General features: G+C 37.8%; 18 protein-coding genes and 1 pseudogene. 9 read left to right on the top strand and 10 right to left on the bottom strand.

Annotation, left to right across the window (positions count from 1 at the left end; all coding sequences use genetic code 11):
* Positions 1–122: 122 nt before the first annotated feature.
* Positions 123–3,674, bottom strand: coding sequence for a chromosome segregation protein SMC (gene smc, locus DB42_RS02630; RefSeq protein ID WP_044881615.1), 3,552 nt, complete (start codon positions 3,672–3,674; stop codon positions 123–125).
* Positions 3,675–4,132: 458 nt separating this feature from the next.
* On the opposite strand from smc, the gene DB42_RS02625 reads away from it, so the two are divergent.
* Positions 4,133–5,056 (top strand): TerC family protein, encoded by a 924-nt coding sequence (locus DB42_RS02625; protein WP_044881614.1) that lies wholly within the window; start codon positions 4,133–4,135, stop codon positions 5,054–5,056.
* Here the strand turns inward: DB42_RS02625 and DB42_RS02620 are convergent.
* Positions 5,030–5,491, bottom strand: coding sequence for a hypothetical protein (locus tag DB42_RS02620; RefSeq protein WP_044881613.1), 462 nt, complete (start codon positions 5,489–5,491; stop codon positions 5,030–5,032). The two genes, DB42_RS02625 and DB42_RS02620, sit on opposite strands and share 27 nt — an antisense overlap.
* Positions 5,492–5,590: 99 nt before the next feature.
* Between DB42_RS02620 and DB42_RS02615 the strand changes: the two genes are divergently transcribed.
* On the top strand, positions 5,591–5,908 hold the full coding sequence (locus DB42_RS02615) for a hypothetical protein (protein ID WP_039386350.1): 318 nt from the start codon (positions 5,591–5,593) through the stop codon (positions 5,906–5,908).
* 218 nt (positions 5,909–6,126) lie between these two features.
* Here DB42_RS02615 and proS read toward each other — a convergent pair whose 3' ends face one another.
* The 6 genes from proS to prfB all read right to left on the bottom strand — a co-directional run bounded on the left by proS (position 6,127) and on the right by prfB (position 12,681).
* Entirely contained in the window at positions 6,127–7,650 is a 1,524-nt protein-coding gene (gene proS / locus DB42_RS02610; protein ID WP_044881649.1) for a proline--tRNA ligase, read from the bottom strand.
* Between the two features lie 326 nt (positions 7,651–7,976).
* A complete protein-coding gene (locus DB42_RS02605) occupies positions 7,977–8,987 on the bottom strand; it encodes a hypothetical protein (RefSeq protein ID WP_044881612.1) in 1,011 nt (336 codons plus the stop codon).
* Between the two features lie 595 nt (positions 8,988–9,582).
* A complete protein-coding gene (locus tag DB42_RS02600) occupies positions 9,583–10,308 on the bottom strand; it encodes a YebC/PmpR family DNA-binding transcriptional regulator (protein WP_042240546.1) in 726 nt (241 codons plus the stop codon).
* 45 nt (positions 10,309–10,353) lie between these two features.
* Positions 10,354–11,031 (bottom strand): hypothetical protein, encoded by a 678-nt coding sequence (locus DB42_RS02595; protein WP_044881611.1) that lies wholly within the window; start codon positions 11,029–11,031, stop codon positions 10,354–10,356.
* Positions 11,032–11,076: 45 nt separating this feature from the next.
* Positions 11,077–11,589, bottom strand: coding sequence for a GNAT family N-acetyltransferase (locus DB42_RS02590; RefSeq protein WP_044881610.1), 513 nt, complete (start codon positions 11,587–11,589; stop codon positions 11,077–11,079).
* Positions 11,586–12,681, bottom strand: a protein-coding gene (gene prfB, locus DB42_RS02585; protein ID WP_202965065.1) for a peptide chain release factor 2 whose coding sequence is annotated in 2 segments (ribosomal slippage) — positions 11,586–12,611 and positions 12,613–12,681 — 1,095 coding nt in all. Because the reading frame shifts where the segments join, the coding sequence is not laid out codon by codon here. The genes DB42_RS02590 and prfB overlap by 4 nt, the downstream gene beginning before the upstream one ends.
* Before the next feature lie 460 nt (positions 12,682–13,141).
* Between prfB and DB42_RS02580 the strand changes: the two genes are divergently transcribed.
* Positions 13,142–14,449, top strand: coding sequence for a DUF2851 family protein (locus tag DB42_RS02580; RefSeq protein WP_044881608.1), 1,308 nt, complete (start codon positions 13,142–13,144; stop codon positions 14,447–14,449).
* A 370-nt stretch (positions 14,450–14,819) separates the two neighbouring features.
* Positions 14,820–15,206, top strand: a complete 387-nt coding sequence (locus DB42_RS02575; RefSeq protein WP_044881607.1) for a hypothetical protein — start codon at positions 14,820–14,822, stop codon at positions 15,204–15,206.
* Positions 15,207–15,236: 30 nt separating this feature from the next.
* On the opposite strand, the gene DB42_RS02570 is transcribed toward DB42_RS02575, so the two are convergent.
* Positions 15,237–17,447, bottom strand: coding sequence for a UTP--glucose-1-phosphate uridylyltransferase (locus tag DB42_RS02570; protein WP_052435927.1), 2,211 nt, complete (start codon positions 17,445–17,447; stop codon positions 15,237–15,239).
* A gap of 230 nt (positions 17,448–17,677) precedes the next feature.
* Here DB42_RS02570 and DB42_RS02565 point away from each other — a divergent pair, with 230 nt between their 5' ends.
* The 5 genes from DB42_RS02565 (at position 17,678) to DB42_RS10240 (ending at position 23,738) form a co-directional block, all read left to right on the top strand.
* Positions 17,678–17,953: an SWIB/MDM2 domain-containing protein gene (locus DB42_RS02565; RefSeq protein ID WP_044881606.1), complete on the top strand. Its 276-nt coding sequence runs from the start codon at positions 17,678–17,680 to the stop codon at positions 17,951–17,953.
* 101 nt (positions 17,954–18,054) lie between these two features.
* A complete protein-coding gene (gene lpxG, locus DB42_RS02560; protein ID WP_052435926.1) occupies positions 18,055–19,035 on the top strand; it encodes a UDP-2,3-diacylglucosamine diphosphatase LpxG in 981 nt (326 codons plus the stop codon).
* Positions 19,036–19,039: 4 nt separating this feature from the next.
* Complete coding sequence (gene ispD, locus DB42_RS02555; RefSeq protein WP_044881605.1) at positions 19,040–19,723, top strand: 2-C-methyl-D-erythritol 4-phosphate cytidylyltransferase; 684 nt, start codon at positions 19,040–19,042, stop codon at positions 19,721–19,723.
* A gap of 3 nt (positions 19,724–19,726) precedes the next feature.
* A complete protein-coding gene (gene truA, locus DB42_RS02550; RefSeq protein ID WP_044881604.1) occupies positions 19,727–20,476 on the top strand; it encodes a tRNA pseudouridine(38-40) synthase TruA in 750 nt (249 codons plus the stop codon).
* A gap of 520 nt (positions 20,477–20,996) precedes the next feature.
* On the top strand, positions 20,997–23,738 hold the full coding sequence (locus tag DB42_RS10240) for a leucine-rich repeat domain-containing protein (protein WP_052435925.1): 2,742 nt from the start codon (positions 20,997–20,999) through the stop codon (positions 23,736–23,738).
* 157 nt (positions 23,739–23,895) lie between these two features.
* Here DB42_RS10240 and DB42_RS02535 read toward each other — a convergent pair.
* Positions 23,896–24,102: pseudogene (locus tag DB42_RS02535) on the bottom strand (hypothetical protein); the annotation flags it as partial.

Below are 24,102 nucleotides of genomic sequence, written 5' to 3'. Positions count from 1 at the left end.
TATTATAAAAAGAGAAAACAAATTACCTTCTATTAAATTTCTTAATAACATCAACATTTTTATTTAAAACACCCCTCTTTTCTAAGAAATTTGAATTTTATCCTTTTCTCTCACAACCTCATCTATAAAGTAGAGGCAGAAACACTGTGGTTGGAAAATTCAAGAGAGAGGAGTTTAGATATTCCGCGTTCTTGCATCGAGACACCAAAGAGCACATCTGCAATCGACATCGTAATTTTATTATGGGTAATGATGATAAATTGACATTTTTCTAAGAAGTGTTTTACGACATTGACAAATCTTTCCACATTCGTATCATCCAAGGGAGCATCAATTTCATCTAAAATGCAAAAAGGCGCGGGCTTAACTTCAAAGATAGCAAATAATAAAGCTAAAGCTGTTAGGCATTTCTCACCCCCAGACAACAGGTTAATCGAACGCATCTGCTTACCGGGGGGCTGCGCAATAATTTCTATGCCTGCTTCCAGAATATCTTCTGTGTCAGTAAATTGAAGATCAGCTTCCCCTCCATTAAATAAAATTTTAAAGTTTTTCTTAAAGTTGTGGCAAATCAGCTCAAAAGTTTCCTTAAAAATCTTTCTACTTTCTCCTTCTAAATGAGCAATGATTTGTATAAGCTCTTGTTTAGATCCGCTCAAATCATCAATCTGTTGATTCAAAAATTCATAACGAGCTTTATGTTGATCAAATTCATGAATAGAAGTCATATTGATATCACCTGCAGACTCTATCGTTTGGCGTAAAGCGCGAATTTTTTTCTCTCCTTGCTCCATACTTTTTTCTAGAGGAAGATCTAAAGCTTTAACTTCATGGATAGTTATTTGATAGCGCTGCTGCAGTTCATTCTCTAATGATTGGCGGGAAGATTCTATATGAGCTAACTGAATGGCCGTTTGATGGAGCTCATTCTCTAGCTGTTTTAACTCCTGGTAGTATCGAGATAATTGCTCATCTATTCCAGCAAGGGTTAATTTTTTTTCTGCAACTGTTTGCTCTTTTCCTGCAAGCAAGTTTACCAATTCTTTCAAATTGCCTTCCGTCTTTTCTAACATGGAATCAAATTCTTGCACACTTTGCTTGAGCTGTGTTTTTACTTGCTGTCCATTTTCAATCTCTTCTAACAAATGCTCTTCGTGTTGTTGACTCTCCAAATCCTTCACTTCTAATACATTTAAGGCATGGATAAGCTTGCGATTTTCTTCGGCTATCTCCTGTAGAATAGCCTCTTTTTCTTGCATCTCATGACGGGCACTTTTTAAAAGATGTAATCTTTTCTCTACTTCTTCATGAAGAGAGGTGGATAATTTTTGCTCAATTTCTAAGGTTGTTTTAGCATCATGATATTTTAACTCAAGTTCGCTAAGAAGGTTTAAGAGTTGCTCGCTAACTAGCTCAAGAGCTTTATCTTCGGCCTCAAGCTGCTTAACTTCATTTAACGCTTTTTCTAGATCCCCTTGGGTTCGTTGTAAAGCAAAGTTTACTTCTACCAGCTTCATTTCCTCTCGACGAATACCTTTATCCAGCTCGTTTCTTTCTAATTGAAGTTGGGTGTGTCTTTCTTTTAATTTTTTCAATCTCGTCTGAAGATTATTTATTTGTAGCTCTTTTTCCTCTACGCTTTTATGTAAAGCTTTAAGTTCAGCTTCACGTAGAAAAACATTATTTTCCCCTTGAGAAATCGAGAAAAAGACACGATGCCTATCGATATAAGAGCCATCTATTATCCAAATGCTAGCTTCAGGGAAATTTTCAGAAAGCTCTTCAGCCTGCTCTAATGTTTCGACGATAAAACAATCCTTCAAAAATTGCTTTAAGCCTACAGGAGCCCCAACAAGCTGGGCTAACTCTTTAGCCTTAGGAGAGAGAGGAGATAGCTCGAGGGATGATGCAGTAAGACGATCGAGGCAGATTAAAGAAAAGTCTTTTAGCTTATTTGCGGCTGCATATTCTATTACCTCTTTAAGATGCTGAGATGTATGGACCACTAAAGTTTGTGCATAAGGCTTCATGATCTGGGCTAAAGCCTTTTCAGCTCCCTCTTGGGGGGTTAGATATTCATATAAGCCATAAATCTTATTGTATAAAGGGCTTTTAATATTGGATGATTCTTGCAAAAGGTGTTTACTGCTAGCTGTGAAGCCTTCTTTATCTTCGCGCAATCTTAAGAGAACATTCTGGCGTGCTTTATCTTCAGCTAGCTCACTTTGAGAGCTTATATAATTAGATTGAAGGACATTAATCTCAGCACTCAATACCTGAATCTGCTGTTCTTGCTCATTTAAAATTTCTCTTTGGTTATCTACAATTTCAACAACTTCTTCCACAATTTTCTTCTTTTCGATAACTTGAGATTGCAGTTCTTTAATTAGCTCATTTAAGCGTTCTTGACGGCTCAGTAAATATTCTCGGCGTTCTTGATGGTTCTCTAATCGCACATTGTTTTGCTTAAGATTACTTTCTATCTCACTTTCGGCTTGTACAAATTTTATCAACTTATGCTGAGCATGCTGATATTGTTCGCGCACGGCAGACAACTCGTTTTCCATACTTTTAACTTTATCGCGTTGCAGTTGCGAAGCTGTTAACATTTGTTGTAAGCACTCTTCCCTCTCTTGCTGCTGTTTTTGTATGTTAACTTTTTCAGCTTGTCGCATCTGCCGTTTTTCTAACATATTTTCCAGTTCGTGCTGCCAGCGCTTTTCTTTTGTAACCGTTTCTTTTAAACGCTCTTGATAGGAAAGTTTTTCGCGTCTCTTAATTTCTTTTTCACTTTGAGTTTGATAAAGCTTTTCTTGCTGCTTACGTAAATCCAATTCACTTTCTTCTTGAATAGCTTTGGCTGCTTGTAATTCTTTTTTCACTTCTTCTATAGTTGTTAACATTTCCGCATGCAACAACTTCTGCGTCTCTTCTTTTTTAAATATCTCTTGGCATCTATGTTGTAAGTTGTCATATTTAATAACAAAAATGCCTTTTTCCAAAATTTCTAATTGTTGCTTGTGCTCTTTAAAAAGGCGCGCTTTTTCAGCTTGCTGCTCCAAAACAATGATTTGCTTTTCAACTTCTAAATGAATATCCTTAACTCGCATAAGATTCTGATCGGATTGCTCTAACTTGCGCAAAGCTTCGCGTTTACGTTGCAAAAAACGAAGAATTCCTGAAGCTTCTTCAAAAATATATCGTCTTTCTAAAGGGGTATAGTTAATAACCTGATCAATTTTTCCCTGCTCAAAGATAGAATAAGCATCTTTCCCCATACCCGAATCAAGCAAAAGGCTATGGATGTCTTTAAGGCGTACTTGATGACCATTAATAAAGTATTCGGATTCCCCACTGCGGTGAAGGCGTCGCATAACGGCTACTTCGGTATATTCAATGGGTAAAGTCTTGTCAGAGTTATCCAATACTATAGCCACTTCGGCAAAATTAAGAGCTTTACGTGTAGAGGTACCAGCAAAAATAACATCATTCATTTTATGCCCACGCATAGACTTAGCAGATTGCTCACCCAACACCCATCGAAAAGCGTCGGCAATGTTAGATTTTCCACAACCATTGGGGCCTACAATAGCTGTAATCCCTTCGTTAAATTCAAGAGTAGTGCTTTCTGCAAATGACTTAAATCCGAAAAGTTTTATCTTTTTTAATTGCATACTCCAACCTTTTCTTTACCTAATAATTACCTTCTAGGATATAGAATGAGAGATTCTGTTTCAATATAGAATAGGCCTAGCAGCAAGCTATCTTAGGAAGTCGCATATTTTTTTAAATAGAGCAAAAGAAGCTTGCTTATAAAGGAAAGGAGTTAAGTTCTATCGAACAGGAGAGGGTCTCTATAAAAAACAAGCAAAAAACATAAAAAACTTTATTTCTTTTTCAAAAGAGTTTAAAAAGAAAATTCTTGGATAGCCTGCAAAAGATGAGGCTTTCTGCAAAAGCTAATTTTTTAAAAAATCAAAAGGTAAAGTAAATTTCCACTGCTTTCATTACTTAAAGCTAAAAATCTAAAAAGATAGGGAAAAATAACAGCGCAGGAAAATGAGAGACGGCGAGTAAAAGTTCCACTCATTCAGGAATATAAACGATTATGAAGGCTTAAGGTATCAACCCTATGTTTGAAAACACGATCAGTTTTTGGCTTCTTTTCAATCTTGCCATTCTAATATTTATTTGGTTGGATTTTAAATTCTTTCATGCTAAAGAAAAAACACTCTCCATAAAGACAGCCCTCATTGCTACAAGTTTTTGGATCGGCCTCGCCCTAGCTTTTAATTTAGGGATCTACTGGACAAGAGGGCTTGAAGATGCCTTAAGTTTTCTAACAGGCTATCTTATTGAATATTCTTTGAGTATAGATAATCTATTTGTTTTTCTCATTATCTTTTCTTACTTTAAAGTTCCCGAGCGCTACACTCATAAAGCTCTTTTATGGGGCATTTGGGGAGCTATCGTTATGAGGGCCTTCTTTATCCTATGCGGGATAGCTCTAATCCAGACTTTTTCATGGGTAATCTATTTATTCGGCGCATTCCTTATCTTTACAGGTGTTAAGCTAGGGAAGGCTTCAACTGCTGGCAACTCCCCAGAAAACAACCTAATTATTAAAATTTTTAAACGCTATTTTCCTTTAACAGAAGGCTATGAAGGCGATAATTTCTTTGTAAAAAGAGAGAAAAAACTTTTCGCTACCCCTCTTTTTCTTGTACTTTTAGCTATCGAGACCACTGACGTTGTCTTCGCTATTGATTCCATCCCGGCCATTATGGGTATTACTCAGGATGCAATGATTATTTACTCTTCTAACATTTTTGCAGTTTTAGGGCTGCGCTCCCTTTATTTTGCTCTAGCGAACATGCTACGCCTTTTTCATTATCTTCATTATGGCTTAGCTATCATTTTGGTATTTATTGGATTAAAAATGCTGCTTTCAGGGTTTTTACATTTTCCTATTGGGGTGACCTTAAGTGTAATATTCGTTATTCTTGTTGCTTCTATTGGATTGTCTTTTCTAAAAAACCAACATAAGAGTGAGTAACCCTACTAAAAATCCCATTAACGCCCCATAAAATAATAGAGTATAGAGCTCTGAGTAAACTAAAGGTAAAAGCAATTTTTCCACTTCTATTCTAGAAGATAGATAGATGAAGGCTTTTTCTTTTAATGCAGGCATTCTTTTTAAAAGATTCTCTTTGACTAAACCTTGAACTTTTCCTGATACTGCCTTAGTAAAAAGCATAGCGCCCATAGGAATCTGATTTTTTAAATCTTCTATAATTTCCTGTAAATTATCTTCCAACAGCTCCTGAGCATTAGGCAATAAATCCATTTGATTGAGAGTTTTACCTAATTGAGCAACCAAGTCATGCTGGCTCCTCTTTAGCTTTCTTCTTAGCAGAAAGTAGGTCATAAGCACGCTCACTATTCCTATTACAGCTCCACAAACAGGAAAAAAGTAAATTAGATTTAGCACGGTCCATCCTTGAAAAAAGCAGTAAATACTAATGAATAATTGAATTTTATTTAATTTGATGATAAAGTGTTAGTTATCGTTCATTTAAAGAGGTTATTTATGTTTTCTCCCGACATTTTAGAAGAAAAACTCAATATAAATGAAAGGAAAATGCGAGAGTTGGCTATTCGTTTAGAAAAGCTAGATGAAGATACCCATGCTTTTTTAGAAGAACTGGAAATTTCTCCCGAGCAATTGACCACCTTTATTTCTCAAAAAGAAAATTTCACTGATGACAATTGGCAGGAGCTTCAACAACAAAAAAAACAGATGGACGACAAATTAGAAACAGAGCTTAACAATATTCGCAATCCTCTACAATCTAAGCAAATTTTTTCCTCTTTAAATGTAGCTCGCCATTGGCTATATGTCCGATAGCAAGCCCTCATTTTTTATTGCTGTAGATTAAAAGCTTTAGACTCCTTCTCTCTTCTTCATCTCCTAATTTTTCAGCCTACTTAAAGAGCTACAAAAAATTTTTATAACATTTGGTAAGTTTCTCTCTATAAAAAATCTAACAGCTTAAAGCCCTTTTTAAGAAAAAACTCAAAAGGCAAGAGATTAGAGCCTTAGAATACTAGGCAATGAAGCTAGGATTAATAAGATTTTGCAAATATAGCATCTAAGGTAGCAGGTTTCCCAGTCAAAATGCAATGGCCCTGCGTACCGCTTTGATGCATGGGCAAGCAGCGGATAGAGACTTTCAATTCATCAAGCATTTTTTCTGTTCCCTCTTCTCCACACCATTTGGCAAGAACAAATCCGCCATGAATTTCAGGCTTATCCAGGTTGGAGGGAGTAAAAAAGCTTTTCATCTCCTCAAAAGTATGAATATCGCGGCGAATATTTCCATCCCGGAATTCTTTAGCTTGCTGATAAAGGGTCGATTGAATCTCCTCTAATAACCTTAAACTTTCAGTAGGAATCTGTTCTATTTGCATGGAAAGTTTTTCTTTATGAGGTTTATCTCTTCTATAAACAATTGCCGATTGTTTTTCTATATCGCGTGGTCCTACCTCAATACGCAAAGGCACTCCTTTTTTAATCCACTCCCAACTTTTTTCTCCGCCTCGTTTGTCGCGTTTATCAATCCACACGCTGAGAGGTCTCCCCGCATATTGAACTTCTTGCAAGCTGCGCGCAATCTTCTCCGCATAGGCCCACACTTCATCTTCCATCTCAGGTTTCGGGACTACAGGAATGATTACAATTTGCTTTGCTGCTATACGTGGAGGCATTCTTAGGCCATCATCGTCGCCATGGCACATAATCATACCCCCAATCAGACGAGTAGTAATTCCCCATGAAGTTGTAAACCCATACTCCACCTGCCCCGCTTTGTTGCTAAAGCGTATATTAGAAGCTTTAGCAAAATTTTGCCCTAAATAATGCGAAGTTCCCCCTTGTAATGCTTTACGATCCTGCATCATCATTTCAAGAGTGTAGGTGCTTACAGCTCCAGGGAACCGCTCACCGGGAGATTTTTCTCCTATGATAACAGGAAGAGCCAGAACGTTTTCTACAAATTCTCTATACATTTCTAGCATCCGCAGGGTTTCATCTAAAGCCTCTTGGGCGGTAGAATGTACAGTATGCCCTTCTTGCCATAAAAATTCGGTAGTGCGCAAAAATATGCGGGGACGCATTTCCCAACGTACCACGTTCGCCCATTGGTTAATTAGCAAAGGTAGATCCCTATAAGATTCTACCCAACGCGAAAAAGACTCTCCAATAATTGTTTCTGAAGTAGGGCGAACAATAAGCGGTTCTTCTAATTCTCCGGTAGGAACTAAACGACCATTTTTCTCTTCTAAACGATGATGGGTAATAACAGCACATTCTTTAGCAAATCCTTCTACATGCTCAGCTTCTTTTTCTAAATAGCTTAAGGGTATAAAGAGAGGAAAATAAGCATTTTCGTGCCCGCTTTTTTTAATGCGCTCGTCAAGCTGGCATTGGATATTCTCCCAAATTGCATAACCCCACGGCTTGATAACCATACACCCTCTGACAGGAGAGTTCTCGGCCATATCAGCTGCTTTAACTACCTGCTGAAACCATTCGGCATAATCTTGTTCGCGTGTAGGAGTAATGGCGCTTTGGACTTTAGCTTGAGACATTTGATACTTCCATTTCATTGATGAAAGCAATTAATCTAGCGTGTTTTATGTTATCCTACAAGGAAAAGTCTACTTAGCATAAAGAATGGAATTTACTTTGCATCCCTCCTGCTAAAAGTCTCCAAATAACCTCTCGTCTACTCAATTAAACAAACCTAGGCTTAAGCCAAGTAAACCTTTCTCTTGCAAGCGTTGCATTTCTCAGTTTGCCTAAGAGGGTAAGAAATGAACGTGATTAGATTTTTTAAATTTTAGAGAGCAAAAATAAAAAAGAGCTTTGGCACTATTCTCCAAAACTCTAAGAAATTTTATGAACACTTGATGATCTACAAATGAGGCTCTACGACTATAAAGCTGTGCGACAAATTAGAGGATTCCTGGCTTTTAGATAGATTGGTCTTTTCCAACTCCTGTTTCTGGTCGATTATCTGATCAATAAATTGGTAATGGGCGTACTGTTTTTCTAATTCTTCTTTCAGTTTTTTCACTTCGCTTTTCAAGTTTTGAATTTCTACTTCTCGGTTATCCTTTACATTAATGACGCCTTTAACAGTTCCCCCTTCTAAATTGCTTTCCGTTTTCATCTGGACTCTATACTTATCAAAACAGTGAGGAAGAATAGATAGAATAGAGAGCAAGCGCGCATTCAAATCAAGATAGTCTTTTAAGAGGTTATCACAATCTGATGATTCTTCTTCTTTTTCTTGCCGCCTAGCGAGGGAGCGCATGTGATTAAGGAGAGAAAGCACTTGCTGTACTTGCACCTCATTTTCACCTTTCTCTTTTAAAAAAAGCACAATGGTTTGTAAATCTTTTTCAACATTTTTTCGGCCCTCTTCTAAAGTCTTGAGATAACTCTTAATCATCTTATTTTTCTCTTCTATTTCTGCTTCTTTTAGCCGCAGTTGCGCATGTAAAATATTTATTTCACTCGTATGCTTTTCTATATTGTTCTCCGCCTTGAGGAGATTTTCATTAGCATTTTTAAGATATTCGTCAATTTTATTATAATTATGCGTCCTTTCAGGAAGCTGAGGATTAATAAGAGGATGAGATTTGTTAGGGTGGCTAAGACGCTCAATATAAAAGGAGCCTACTGCGCTGCTCAAACATACTAATCCACAAGCCAATGCAGCTACTAGCATAGGCAAGGTTGAAAAGCCAATGGCAGCTACGCCACAAGCTACTGTAGCCACTCCTCCGATAACAGCTCCACTCTTGAGTAGATAGTAAGGCAAAGGGAGCGTTTTGCGCCCATTTAAATTGCCTTTTTGGTTTTCTGCCAACCGCGGGTTTTCTAACATACTTACTATTTTAGAGTTTAATACACTCGTCATAGATGCCTCCTAATATTACAAGCCCAATAAATTCATCTATATATTCAAAAATATATTTTACACAAGTAAAAAGCAAATTGCTCTTTAACGATTAATTCTTTGGTATTTACTAAATAGATAGGCTAAATGGCTAGCGGTTAACAAACTATTAATATTAAATATTCCCCAAGATTTTTATTTAAATGTTTATAAACAGTTCTCTTAAAAGGTAATGTAGATAAAGTTAAATAAAAGAAAGTAAGCAAAAGGGTCACGCTTTCTAAATTTGCTGCTTAGCCTTCTTAAGCTTGTCATTAGAAAAATTAATAAGGGGTAACAACCACCCTGTTTTTAAGTATGACAGGGAAAAACATCAAAAAACTTTAAACATTTTTTTTGAAATCTGGCTACGAGGGAAAAATGAATAAAATTTTATGTGCTCTTTAGAACTAGCTTAAGAAAAAATTGGGGAGATAAGGTGGGGGTAAGGCTTTAACCAACTCTTCCTCATACGAGGCGATTATTAAGATGGAAGCAAAGAAAAAAAAGCCTTAAAGCTTTTTAAGCTTTGATGGGAAAGATAAAAATTAAGCCGAGAATTCCTTCTATGCGTTACTTATTCTGAAAAATTCATGTTATGATAAACAGCATCTACATCATCCAGCGCTTCTAACCATTCTATTAAGGCCAAGTTAGCTTTTGCACACTCTTCATTACATTCTATAAAAGACTTAGGTATCATTTCTAAGCTAGCTTCCTCGCATGCAATATTCGCTTGATTTAAGGCTTCTTTAACACTATATAAAGCAGTAGGATCTGTGGTGATGAGATAAATCCCATCTTCACTATCAAAATCTTCTGCGCCTGCTTCTGTGGCTTTTAAAAACAGCTCTTCTTCAGGGGCCTGCCCTTTATTAATCTGAAGAATGCCTTTACGATCAAAATTGAAAGATACGGCACCCGGCGTAGCGATCGTTCCCCCCCTTTTATTGGTAGCAATGCGCATTTCAGAGGCTACGCGATTTTTATTATCCGTCATCACTTCAACAATAATTCCTACTCCTCCATGGCCATACAATTCATACATCATCTCTGTATAATCTGCTTGATCGGCATTAGAAGCTTTTTTAATGTTCCGTTCTACAATTTCATTAGGGACATTTGCCGCGCGTGCTTTTTCCAAAGCTAACCTTAAGCGAGGATTGTTTTTTACCTCCGGGCCTCCTCCCACCTTTACAGCGCTAATGATCTCTTTGGCAATACGAGAAAATATTTTGCCTTTCTTAGCATCTGCTTTCCCTTTTCTATGTTTAATATTTGCCCATTTACTATGGCCAGCCATGATAAAATTCCTTTAATTTATAGAGCATTTTTTAAATCTGCAAGCTTAGTCAAGATGCGCGAAAAGGTGCACCCGATGTTTTTTAATCCATTGGTGGGCTATGTCAAAATGCTCGTAACTTTCTTCTTTTGCTTTGAATTCTTTGCTATGAATGCGATGTAGGCCTTTTTCGTCCATGTAAGAAGGACAAATATGATGCAAAATTTCATGGAAAATAACGTAGTTAATTACATACTTCGGGATGTTCGTGTTATCCAACAAACGATTAATTTTTATTAGCTTAAGAGGGTGATGATAAAGGCCAAAAGTCACACACCTTTTATTAAGTTGAGTATGTTTACCAAACCACGTAATAAATAATTTTACTTTCCCTTCAAAATATTGATCATTAAGTTCATCGTAAAGATGTTGGAGATTATAAACCTTTCCTTGGCAGGACAGTTTGGATCTGTCTAAGGTATGCGAATAATCAAGCTTTTTAAGGCTATTTTCCATAAAGATTTTGATCTCAGAAGAAATCATCTTATGCTCTTGGCGAATGTAACAAGCCAAAGAATCTAAAACATTTTGAGGAGCCTCTAAAAACATGCGATGTAAAGAAACTCTCGTACAATCAGTTTCCCATCGTACACTTAACATAGTAGAGCGGTTGTCATTAATTTTCAGCTTTAATTTAATACCTGATAAATTTTCGACTTCTTGTTGAAAAACAGTTAGTGTCATAACATAATAAAATTATTTTAATAAAAAACAAGGAATTCTTAACTATTATAACCAACGTTCCATGAAAACTCGTCCGACATAGAAGCCGTCTTTTTCTTTAATCCAATGCGTCTGCCTTCCAAATTCTCGAAAGCCCATACGAGTATAAAGATTAATGGCAGGGTTTTCGGCATAGACTTGGAGATGCAATACTTCAATCTTAAAGTTTTCTTTCGCCATATGGCTAAGATTACTAATTAGCAAAGTTCCTACGCCTTGCCCTCGCATTTCAGGTGCCACAATAATACCAAATTCACACTGATGAGCAAGCTTGCGGTAGGGCTGTAAATATAAGGTAGTAATTCCACAGGGAACGCCCTCTTTGGTGGCTGTTAAGCTGCATTTATACCGGCTAAACCCTATCCACCGTGCCACTGCATCATCTATTTCAACTTCATCAAACATAGGAAACCAACGGGCCACGCTAGGATCTAAAAGCCACTGCTTCAAATATTTTCCATCACTTAAATCTGAATAGCGCAGCTCTATTCCTTCTGGAGAGTTTTTTTTCTCTGTCATTCAAACTCCTTCAAATAAGCATTTACAAAATCATCAAGTTCACCATTCATCACTGCTTGGATATCTCCTGATTCATGTTTAGTTCGAGTATCTTTAACTAAAGTATAGGGTTGGAAAACATAATTACGGATTTGACTGCCCCAGGCAATTTCTTTCTTTTCACCTGAAAGTGCTTTAAGAGCGTTCTCTCTTTCTGTTACTTCTTTCTCATATAATTTTGAGCGCAACATCTTGTAACAGGATTCTCTGTTTTGCACCTGGCTGCGTTGAGTCTGGCTAGAGACCACAATTCCGGTCGGCAAATGTGTCATTCGTACAGCTGAATCCGTTTTGTTAACATGCTGTCCACCAGCTCCAGAGGCACGATAAGTATCCACTCGGATCTCCTCTGGCTTAATATCGATCACAATATCATCAGTAATTTCTGGAGTTACATCTACGGAAGCAAAACTTGTATGCCTTTTGGCATTGGCGTCAAAAGGAGAGATACGCACCAAACGATGGACACCCTTCTCAGCTTTAGCATACCCATAAGCAAATTCTCCATCAAATTTAAAGGTAATGCTTTTTATACCAGCGACATCGCCTTCTACCCTATCGATCAGCTCTACTTTCCATCCGCGTTTAACTGCCCAACGTTGATACATACGAGATAACATCAAAGCCCAATCGCAAGCTTCTGTTCCTCCTGCCCCTGAGTTAATGCTTAAGTAACAATTTTTATTATCTAGCTCACCCGCAAGCATTTTGCGAATTTCTAAATCATTTAATTTTTTCTCTACTCCATCCAGTTCTTGGACTAATTCATTCACTAATGCTTCATCCCCACTTGCATAAGCTTCAGGCAAAAGTTCTTTAAGATCGCAGAAAAGCCCCTTGCAATTTTGATAAGGAACGCTCCAAGCCTTTAAAGTGTTTGCTTCCTCGATTACTAGCTGAGCTTTTTCGTGATTTTCCCAAAAAGAGGGCTTTTCCATAAAAGCTTCTAATTCTTTAATGCGTGCTTCTTTGGAAGCTAAGTCAAAGATACCTCAGCATATGCAAAAGTTTATCTTCGATAATTTTTAAACGTTGCTGAGTTTCCGAATTCATAGGTTTCCTTATAAGTTAAGAACTGTCAAATAATATATCTCATAGAGCCATAAAAAGTCAAAGTAGATATAATTGCTTTTTAATAGGGTACCTACGTTCTTCCTACTCATTTTTTCGTTAAATTTAGTTTAATCTATTTCCACTTCTTTTGATAATAGGTAAGGCACAAAAAATTAAACCTAAGAAGAAGTTTTACAACTTTGTCTATAGATTATTAAATTTTTTAATTCACTTCTTAAAATAGGATAGAAAAGTTTAACTTTACCATCTAGGGTGGATAGTTGTTAACCTCCTATATGGATAAAATTTAATTTAGATTTAATTATCGAAAGAATATAAAGAGCAGCCTGTTATTTTATTTAAATGATTTTATATCTTAAGCGCTTTATAAGCTTTTTTTTCTTGTGCAAAAAAAAAGCAATATTTTAAATAGATAGATATTAAAAGGTGGGTAGCAGTCATGCACGTTTCCCTTTACGAAGAAGAAAATGATTGGTATTCCAACTTATTAGCTATAAACAGCTATAATGTTGCTGAAACCAAGTATCCTTATCTTTATTGGACTGAAAACCACCTCCAAGCCATGTGGTGGGAGCAAAAATATTTTAAAAACTTAAAAACAAGCGATCAGCTACCCATTACAGTCATTTCCCCAGGAATATGGAATCATGAAGCAGGCCCTGTCTTTCTAAACGCTCATCTTAAAATTGGCGATCAGGAGCTAAGGGGGGACATTGAAGTTCACCTAGAGGGTGAGTCTTGGACAAATTTACAGCATGACTCTGATAACCGTTACAAAGAAGTTATTTTACATGTCTGTTTATGGCCTCCCCTTTCTGCTGCGCCTACACCAATAAAGAATGCAAAAGGAGAGAAGGTTTATCAAACTTACCTAGCTCCTTATCTGACAATTTCGCAAACGAGAATCCTTCAACTTATCGATATTGAACAATACCCTTATCGAAAATTTTTGGGAAATAATCCCTCTTGCTTTTCACCCTCTAGCTCTTTTGCAGAGGAAAAAATATTTAATCTTTTGCCCTCATCTGTAAGTTGGGGGCTTGCCCAAAAAGTTCAATATCTTAAAGGGCATATGGAAGATGCCCGCCTTCTTCTACCCACTGGAATTGCTATGGCCTTAGGAGACAAGCAAAATGCGGAAGCGTTCTTTGAATTATTTGTAAGGCTTCTAAAATACAAAGATAAAACTGAGAATGAACTTCTAAGTATAGCTTTAGGAATGAGCGGTTTTTTTGCTGAAAAATACAAGTTAAAATGGAAAGATTCCCTCTTTTATCAGGAGCTTCTTCAAATTTATACTCAGTTTTCCACCCTTATCCCTCACTCAATTCGTCTTTTACTAAACCAAATAAGGCCTTTAAATCATCCCATCAGGGGGATAGCTTATTTAGTCAAATTAATTCAAGACCCTTTAATGCCCTCCTTATTTACCGAAATATATGCATGCTGGCACCAGGGCTGGCCTGAAGCTTATTTGAAAAAAGATTGGAAGCTACTACTCAATAGAATTAAAGATCGATTACCCTCTTACTCGGACGAATATTGGAGGCATCATTATACTTTCGAAAGTCAAAAGCAAGCCTTACCTATACCTTTATTAAAAAAAAGTTGGAAAGATAAGGTGATTCTCAATACTGTCTTACCCTTACTATCTAGCGCAATAATTCAAAAAAACAATCCTTCTGAAATAAAAGCTTTTCATAACTTTTATTCTTTTCTTAATCGTGTGAAAGATGATGAGACATAAATCTTTTTCACTCGTCCTTTTATGCCAATCATTCCTAAACAATTTTATAAAGCAAAGTTAAATCACGAAAATAAAATTTTACTATAACACCCTCTTTAAACAGTATAGTAAAGGCCGTTTAAAATAATTTTCCTTTTAATATAAAAAGTGATAGGATGAGATAATTATAAAGTTAAAGAACTTTTGACAAGCTCAAACTTTATCGAAAGCAAAGAAATTAAAAATTTTCTATTTCTTGTTAGCTTGCCTCTTTGTTGCAAGAAAATGAGGCAAATCGTATAGTAAGGATATTTTCTTTCTGAAAAAATGTAAGCTCGGTTGGTTTGAAATATTTTTTATTAACTTTCAAAAGAAATCCTGGAGGATTTTTATGGTCGAAACTACTAATGTACAAAGCACGGCTTCTTTAAGTGTAAGATCACTAGGAGATACTGTAAAGTCAGGCGCAACATGGCTAGGGCGCCAATTTAACCATGGCGCTAGAGCAATTAAAACACTTGTGGCCAGAATGTGGTTTGCAACTGTTGATTTTTTTAAAAATTTCCCTGCTTATCTCCGCTCTGGTTACGGTGTTGGAGCTATCTTAGGAACAGCTGGTCTCTCTGGATTAGGAGCAAGCTTGACTCTTAAATCTAAAAAGCAGCAGGTTGCTCGCGCTGTTGCCACAGTAGCAGCAGGTGCGTTACTATTTGTTGCAGGTGCAGTGATGTTTGCTTTTGGCCGCAATCCTGTTACCTTTTCTCGTCATACCTTTTAATCCAGGTACATATTTAACACTTAGACGCATTCATGTGTCTAAGTGTTTTTCTAAAATCATCTTATCCTCTTTATCAAAGAAATAGGTAAATAGAGGACGAGGAACCCTTATTTGCTCTCTAATAAACGTTAGTTCTCCTTCCCTATTCTGAGCAATTAGACGCTCTCCATCAGCCACCTCAATCTCTAGGTCTCCTTCTAAAGTTACATTTTCAGCAATAAATTCTGAACACCCTTTCAAGGTAATCTTCAAAGATTCTTCTCTAATAATTTGCTTTTTCCAATAAGAAGAGGAAAGCTTTTTATTAATTCCTCGATTAACCACGTATACATTTTTCAACACACAGCGTCCTACCTTTTCACTATAGGTGATGATCCCCTGGGCATTTTTATGGCCGACTATATTTTCTGCATAAATTAACAGACTGCCTTTTATATTCACTTTTTGCAGAATAAGCTCAGAAATTTCTAAGACCATCTCGGAATTTAAACTTAAACTTCCTCCATGAATTTTTTGAGCAATTACCGAATATAAAGGGCCTAGAGCGGGATGAAAGGAGGTAATACAAGTAGGCCCTTCTTGAATGTATTTATCCTCATTAGGAACTTCGGGAAGCTGCATTTTGCAATAATGAGTAAACAATTCGTAATGATTTTGTAGTTGATCCCAGTAGCATCCTTCAGGGGTTTCCAAAAAAGATTGTCCTTCTGTAAATGCTCTTTTTGTCACCGAAATGGTTTTCCTTCTTCGGTTATAGGTAACAAATGTATCAAGGTCTTTAGCTTGCAACTGCTCTTGCCTCTGAAGAAAATGAGTAGTCATTCCATCGGCAATATTTTGCATAAGCGATTCTAAACGTCCTGCATACACCTGCTGTCTTCTTCCTTCTAAAGTAAGGCAAGTGACCTTATGTTTCATGTTAATTAACATGCCAGGAATTGGGCAACTCTCCACTAAATTTTTAATCGCCATTAAATCAATGAATAGTATATTAGTGTTTGCAGGAAGCGCCGAGTAAAAGCCTCCTTGCTGTTCAGCTATTTCGGGAATATTTCTTTTTACAAAATCTGGATATTCAATATTGGAAATGCAGTACTCATATCCTTGATTACTCTCTTTCTCTATCAGCACATTCATACCTTCGGCTGTATTTAACAGGCGCGGACAGGAGGCAAATCCTAAACTTTGGTTATTTAGAATTCCACAGCCACTAAAAGCAAGCAGCCCATAATCAGTCGAAGCGGCAGGGTTATTGATCTGCCTCACCAGAGCTTTAGTGTAACCTTTCTTTAATAAACGATCGATCACACCTGCTTCTACTGCCAGTTTCCAAATCACTCCATGTCCGCCGGGCTTAAAAATAACTTTCATGGATTCTGCTACTGCCCAGTTTCCTTGCTTAGTCAGGACAGGCACTAAAGGCTGCTTAAAGAAATCAAACGTATCTTGCGGCCGCCCAAACCAACTCGACCGCTTACAGATATCGAAGACATGCCTATAATTATTCTTCTCATCAGAAGTCATCATAGCCACTGGAACAATTAAATATTTTCCCGTCAATTTATAATATAGGTATTCGCGCGCTTGCAAATCGCGAATTAATCCTTCTAATAATGTTCTCCCCTCAAAGAGCAGCTCTGCTGAAGGCAAATCTTCGCCAGTTTTTTCGTCCTGCAATCTTAAGCGATCCCCGGCTCCACCTACTGGATATATTTCTGCTATCAAAGGCATCTTTTCCACAGCCTCTCGAATCGCCTTCCTTACAAAAGAAGTTTCCTGGGATATATCGTAGCCTGGCGGCTTACTATAACGTTCCGCAGGTGGTAAAAAGTTATCTTCCTTCTTCCCTAATTCTTTTTCTTCAATAAGCTGTAACATCATACAATGATAGCCAACCAAGCCACCCATCATTGCATAAAAGTTTTCAACAGGTGCTAAGCTTTCAATTAATTGAGTAAAAGCTAAATGAGGATTCGAATGTTGGTGCATCCCTTGGAAAATTATAGGTCCTTGGCCTAAAGCTAATAAAGACTTAATAATGACTTGTGCGTGTGCATTACAGCAAAAAAGAAAATCCTTTAAGCAGGAGTTTTGCTGTAGAAAAGCTTGTACTTCGAGATTTCGATTCAATATGTCAAGCCGCTCGTCAATCTTCTTAGCATTTTTCAATTGCTCATTAAGAGATTTTAACCTTTTAAGGCTATGTTTGATAGAATGAATAGCAGAAGTAGATGTGGACATGGTATTTTTCTTTTACTTGGTTAAGATGGAAGCATTTATAGCAAAGAATTTGATTTTATCCCTAATCCAATAACCGATCTTAACGCTTTTTTCTTATAATTTCTTTTGACTTATAAATGAAAACAGCGCTACAAAGAATCCCCTAGCTAGGAATGTTACCAAGACAATCTAGTTAACTTGATTTAACAGTAGGAAGAAAGAAATATCCTTTAACAACGCATAAGGAGTAAATGATGGCAAAAAAAAATTCAGCCTTTATGAAACCCGTACAGGTGAGCCCTGAATTGGCAGAAATCGTCGGACAAGGCTCTATGCCGCGTACGGAGATCACAAAAAAAGTATGGGAGTATATTAAAAAGCATAATCTTCAAGATGCTCAAAATAAAAGAAATATCAATCCTGATGCTAAATTAGCTAAGGTTCTTGGAAGTCAGAGTATTGATATGTTTAAAATGACAAGCAAGATTTCTAAGCATATTAAAGAGCCAGAAGCAGCTAGTTCTTAGACTCTTCTATAAAAATGCTAATCTTTAATGCCTTATATATTAATGGTTAGCATTTTTTTCTTTTCATTTGTAAGGTTCTTCCTTAAAATTTTAACAACTCCATGAAAAAAAACCATAGACTCAACAAATTTATTATTAATTTGCCTAATTTTTTTTGGGACCTTTGGTGCTGTCTGTCGATTATAGGGATTTGGCCACGTTTTATTGAAAATAAATTGGTTAGTAAGACCTTCAAAAGGTTTAAGATTCCCTATTTGCCTAAAGATCTACAAGGATTAAAAATAGCCCAATTTTCAGATTTACATCTTCATCCTCAAGTTTCCCAGCGATTTCTAAAAAAAATTAAAAGAAAAATCGAAAGCTTCCAACCTGATATCATTGTATTTACAGGAGATTTTCTTTGTTTTTCTCTTTCTCGTGACTTGATAAGGCTCGAGCAATTTTTTGCTTCGTTAAAAGCGCCTTACGGATGCTTTGCCGTTCTAGGCAATCATGACTATAATGCTTTTGTTTCTGTAAATGAAAAAGGAGAGTATGATGTCCTCCCATCTTCTACGGGCTCCATAAATAAAGTTTTGAAACGTTTATGGACAAATAAAATTTTGGCAAGAAGAGTAACAGATCATGCTAGGGCGGTAAAACCTCATGAGGAATTAGAAAAAGCTTTAAAAAACACTCATTTTCGATTACTAAAAAACGAATCCCTGTTGATTCCCATAAAAGGTAGCTTTATTAATATAATTGGTTTGGAAGAGTATTCCACAGGTCGGCATGCCCCTAGATTAGCTTTTCAAACTGTTGATCCCCATTTCCCTGGACTTGTCATTGCTCACAATCCAGACATTGTACCTCATTTGCTAAATTTTCCCTGGGATGTTATCCTATGTGGACATACCCATGGAGGCCAAGTTAATCTTCCCTGGCTATGGAAAAAATTTACTTTGATGGAAAATCCTTACTTGAAAAAAGGTTTAATATGCATGCAAAATAAATGGATTTATGTCAACCGGGGCATAGGGAGTATCATGCCCTTTCGATGGTTTTCTATGCCTGAACTCCTTCTGTTGACCTTAGAGGCTTAAAATCATGACTTCTCAAGAAGTAAGCGTTATTCTTTTATGTGGGGGCCAAGGTTTGCGCATGCAAAATGCTACTCCTAAACAATTTCTTACTCTCCATAATAAGATCATCGCTACTTATAGTTTGGATGTTTTTAAAGCCCTACCTGAGGTGATTGAAATTGTAGTAGTTTGTGACCTTGCCTATCAAAAATTTTTTGCTTCTCCCGAGCTTTCAGTACCGTTAAAGTTTGCCTGTCCTGGTAGGCATCGGCAAGACTCTGTTTTCAATGGCTTAAAGGCTCTTACCTCGCAAGCAGGCTTTGTCTGCATTCATGACTCTGCTCGCCCTATTATTACCCCTCCCCTAGTGCAACGTGTCTTAAAAGCAGCCTTCCAGCACGGAGCCGCCGCAGCTGGCATGCCTATTAAATTTACGATTAAAGAGCACGACGGAAATCATATAGTCAAGCACACACCTGATCGCTCCACCTATTGGGAAGTTCAGACTCCTCAAGTAGTTCGCAAAGATATTTTGGAACAAGGCTTTGCTTATGCTCTTAAAAATCATTTAAAGGTCACTGACGATGTCTCCTTAGTCGAACATCTAGGACATCCCGTCAAATTAGTGGAGGGATGCTATACAAATCTTAAGATTACCACGGCCGAAGATCTTATCCTGGCTAAATATCTGCTCAATAAGCCTATCTAGACGATGCAAGAATATAATTATAAAATGATTATTGCCTATGATGGCACTCAGTACAATGGTTGGCAGATTCAACCTAATGGTATAGCTATTCAGCAAAAGATTGAGGAAACCCTTAAGATAGTGCTAAGGCACCCTACCTCCTTAATAGGGTCAGGAAGAACAGATGCTGGAGTCCATGCTTTAGGACAAGTGGCTAACTTTAAAACCTCCCTTCGAGTTGAGCCTAGACGTTTCTTGCATTCTCTAAATGGGATATTGCCTAAAGATATTCGCATTCATAGCCTCGAAAATGTTCCTCTTAACTTTAATGCCCGCTATAGCGCAAAAGGAAAGATTTACCATTATTATCTTCATCTTAAGCCTACTTTAAATCCTTTCAATCGCTTGTATTCCCTCCATGTGGGCGAGAATATAGACAGCAATTCTTTAAAAGAAGCAGCTCAACTTTTTATAGGCACTCATGATTTTACTGCCTTTGCCAATGAAGCCCATTCAGGAGTTGCGGCCCATGACCCCATAAGAACTCTCCAAAGGCTTGACGTCGTTCCTACCGAGGAAGGTTTGTGCTTAGAATTTGAAGCCGAAGGCTTCCTTTATAAAATGGTGCGCAATATTACGGGTACTCTTCTAGAGATTGCTTGTAATAAACGTTCAATCTCCTCTATTCCTGAGATTTTTGCCTCTAAAGACCGCCGCTGTGCTGGTAAATCCGCTCCTCCGCACGCTCTATTTCTTATGAAGGTCATCTATTAACTTCAATTTTGGGTTATTCAGGCGGTAATCAAGAAGCCTGTTTCTTGACCAGCAAACCTTAAAGAAGGCTTTTTTGGCTGATAGCAATAGGCTGCTATTCCTGCCAGCATATTGGCTAGAGAGTTTCTTCCACTTCTTATGCCTTTTATGCTCGATTTAATAAAGTTTTTTTAATTGATCGTTTACATTTTCGATTATAATTTTTTTTCTTAGCGGAATTTTGTCCTGAAAGGACATCAAGATTTATTTCATAATAGATCGTATGCTTGTTAATAGCTCTAAACCACGATCGAGGATCTTTTGCCCCAACTTTAAGATTAAAGTTAACCTTTATTGCCAACCAGCCCTCCCATCCGGTTTTTGGATAAGATATCGACTATAAGATATACCTGTGAAATACAGGAAAGTCTTTCTCTTTTTTAACTTTCAAAATAAAAATTGCTTAATAAAGAGGGAAAAGAGTAAGTTTTTGGCAAAAAGGTAAGGTAATTTCTTACCACAAAAACCTTAAGGAGCTTATATGATGCCGTCAAATTCTACTTCTAGCACCCTGACAACTTTCCGCACTACAGTTTCAGAGAATATAGAAGACGCGGTCTCAGGAGAGCTGATGACTCAAGCTGTTACTTTGTTTCCTTGTGGTCATACCTTTAACGAAGATACCGTCATCCAATGTTTAGCACGTAATAAACTTTGCCCCCTAGATAGAAGGCTTATTGAAAGGCATGCACCCAACTACACGGTCAGGCACCTAGCTGAAACGGCTGAATCCCATCCTTTAGAAGAGCTTAAGCATGAGCCTAGCGAGGAAGCTGTAGGGCATTTCTTACGTGGTAAGGAACTTGCTGAAAAAGGAGAGCATGCAATCGCAATAGAAGCTTTACTGCAAGCTTTGCAATTAACTCCTACCTATGAAAAAGCCCAAGCCTATCTTGAATTTTGCCTTAAACGCTCCTCAGAAACTTCTTCATCCTCACAGCCGCTCCCTGTTTGTTTTGATAATAAAGAAAAAGGTAAAGAAAAAAGCCTTCCTTCTGCAGACTCTTATAAAGAGCGCTATACCGAACTCTTATTCAATCTTTTAGAAGAACCTTCCATTCAAGAGCATTCAACCTTAAAGAAAATGCTAGAGAATCAATTGGAAGAGTTGATGAGCCAGGACAGTGAAGAACTGACCCAGAAAGATAAGCTAAGCTATAAATGGACGGAAAAATTATTAGGAGAGAATAAAAAGATTAGGCAATTTGCTGTCGAAAAATTGCGCCAAATCTACCAAGAGCCCTCTTCTCCCCTTCCCACAGTGGCTCCTCAAACCTCTATTTCTACCGCTTCTTTACTTAGCCCTACATCTCGACCTGCTACTACTAACACTTCTTTGTTTAGTGCTACTAAAGAGATTCAACCTCTTTCTCCTCTATCCATCACACCTATTTCTATGGCCTCTCTTTACAACGCAATCATCCAAGTTCATTTTCCTGAGGAGAACAGAAATTTCATAGCGCAAGCTGGCATTTTAGATGAGATTTATGAAATTAAGCCTAATCTTTCTATTGAAGAAAAAGTACCCTACATCTTTCAGAAGCTTTTTACCTTAGCCGCTTCTCTTTCTCCTGTAGAATTTGAAGGAAATGCTACGGAAAGCAAGGCTTTTACCCTTTCTAATTATTCCTCCTATCTGCTGAATATTAACCGCCTCTTAATCTGGCAGAAGCTACCAGGGGGAACAGGGTTTTTAAACCAACCACACATTAAAGCTTTACCTTTAAAGAAAAAAGGAGAGCTGCTAACGCGGTGGATAAAAGAGTACGGTAAAGATATCACCTCTCTGAACTTAGATAAGTTACGCTTGACCTCTTTACCACCAGAAATTATGCAGCTTACTAAGCTGCAAAAACTTGAGTTAAGCGGCAACCAGCTAACCGCTCTTCCTGCCGAGCTGTGGCAGCTTTCTCAGATGCAATACCTTCATGTAAGCAGCAACCAGCTCACCAGCATTTCTGCAGCCATTGGACAGCTTTCTCAGCTGCACACGCTTGACTTAGACAACAACCAGCTCACCAGTCTTCCTGCATCCATTGGACAGCTTGCTAAGCTGAAATTACTTGGATTAGGCGAAAACCAAATAGCGACCATTCCTGCAGAGTTATGGCAACTTTCTCAGCTGAAGAAGCTTTGGCTAAGCAGCAACCAGCTAACAACTCTTCCTGCAACCATTGGGCAGCTTTCTCAGCTGCAAGAGCTTTACCTACACAACAACCAGCTCACCTCTATTCCTGCAGTCATTGGACAGCTTTCTCAGCTGCGCAGGCTTGACTTAGACAACAACCAGCTAACAGCTCTTCCTGCAGTCATTGGACAGCTTTCTCAGCTGCAATACCTTCATGCAAGCAGCAACCAGCTCACCAGCATTTCTGCAGCCATTGGACAGCTTTCTCAGCTGCACACGCTTGACTTAGACAACAACCAGCTAACAATTTTGCCTACCGAGCTGTGGCAGCTTTCTCAGCTACAAGAGATTTACCTACAAAACAACCAGCTCACCAGCATTTCTGCAGCCATTAGACAGCTTTCTCAGCTGCATACGCTTGACTTAGGCAACAACCAGCTCACCAGTCTTCCTGTAGCCATTGGACAGCTTTCTCAGCTGCGCAGGCTTGGCTTAGACAACAACCAGCTAACAGCTCTTCCTGTAGGCATTGGACAGCTTTCTCAGCTGCAAGAGCTTGATTTAAGCCAAAACCAGCTCACCGCTCTGCCTACAGAAATCGAGCAGCTGTCTCAGCTACAATGGCTTGATTTAAGCCAGGGCCAGCTCACCAGCCTGCCTGCAGAAATCGGGCAGCTTTCTCAGCTAATAGCGCTTAACTTATGTAACAACCGGCTAACCGCTATTCCTGCTAAGATAGGGCAGCTTTCTCAGCTGCAAGAGCTTTACCTAAGCAATAATAAGCTAACTTCTATTCCTGCAGCCATTGGGCAGCTCTCTCGGCTGCGCACGCTTGACTTAGGCAACAACCAGCTGACAATTTTGCCTGCCGAGCTATGGCAGCTTTCTCAGCTGCAAGGGCTTGACTTGGCGCACAACCAGCTCACCGCTCTTCCTGCAACCATTGGGCAGCTTTCTCAGCTGCAAGAGCTTTACCTAAGCAATAATAAGCTAACTTCTCTTCCTCAGCTTTCTAAGCTTAGGACGCTTGAAATTTATGGTAATCCAGGGCTATATTCTGAAGAAGATAATGATGATTTTTTGGAAGCTTTCTAGCAAAGAGAAATTCAGAAAATTTGCAGGAAGATTTAAGTTGATCGTGTTTTCTTTATTTTTATCACAAATATCAAATTGAGGCCTATCTACTACAATTTTAGCTATAAAGCTATTTATCATGAAAATTTTAAGTTGCAGGCTGAACTACTACTCAGGGTTAACGCATTATAAATAAATTTTTTAAAAGTTCTTCTCTGTAAGTAATATTACATGCAGCTCTCAAGCGCTTTGCTTGCAAAGATGCTTTGCGAGGATCCTTTTTTAAAAGATTTAAAGCCATTTTTCGCAAACAACTTAAATTTTGTGCCATTGTTTTGTCTTTATATTTTTGCTTGTCTTCTTCAAAAACTAGGTGAGTCGACCT

The organism is Neochlamydia sp. EPS4 (assembly GCF_000813665.1).
GTDB lineage: Bacteria > Chlamydiota > Chlamydiia > Chlamydiales > Parachlamydiaceae > Neochlamydia.
Note: the sequence above shows the minus strand (reverse complement) of the source record. Positions and strands in the feature narration are given on the sequence as shown.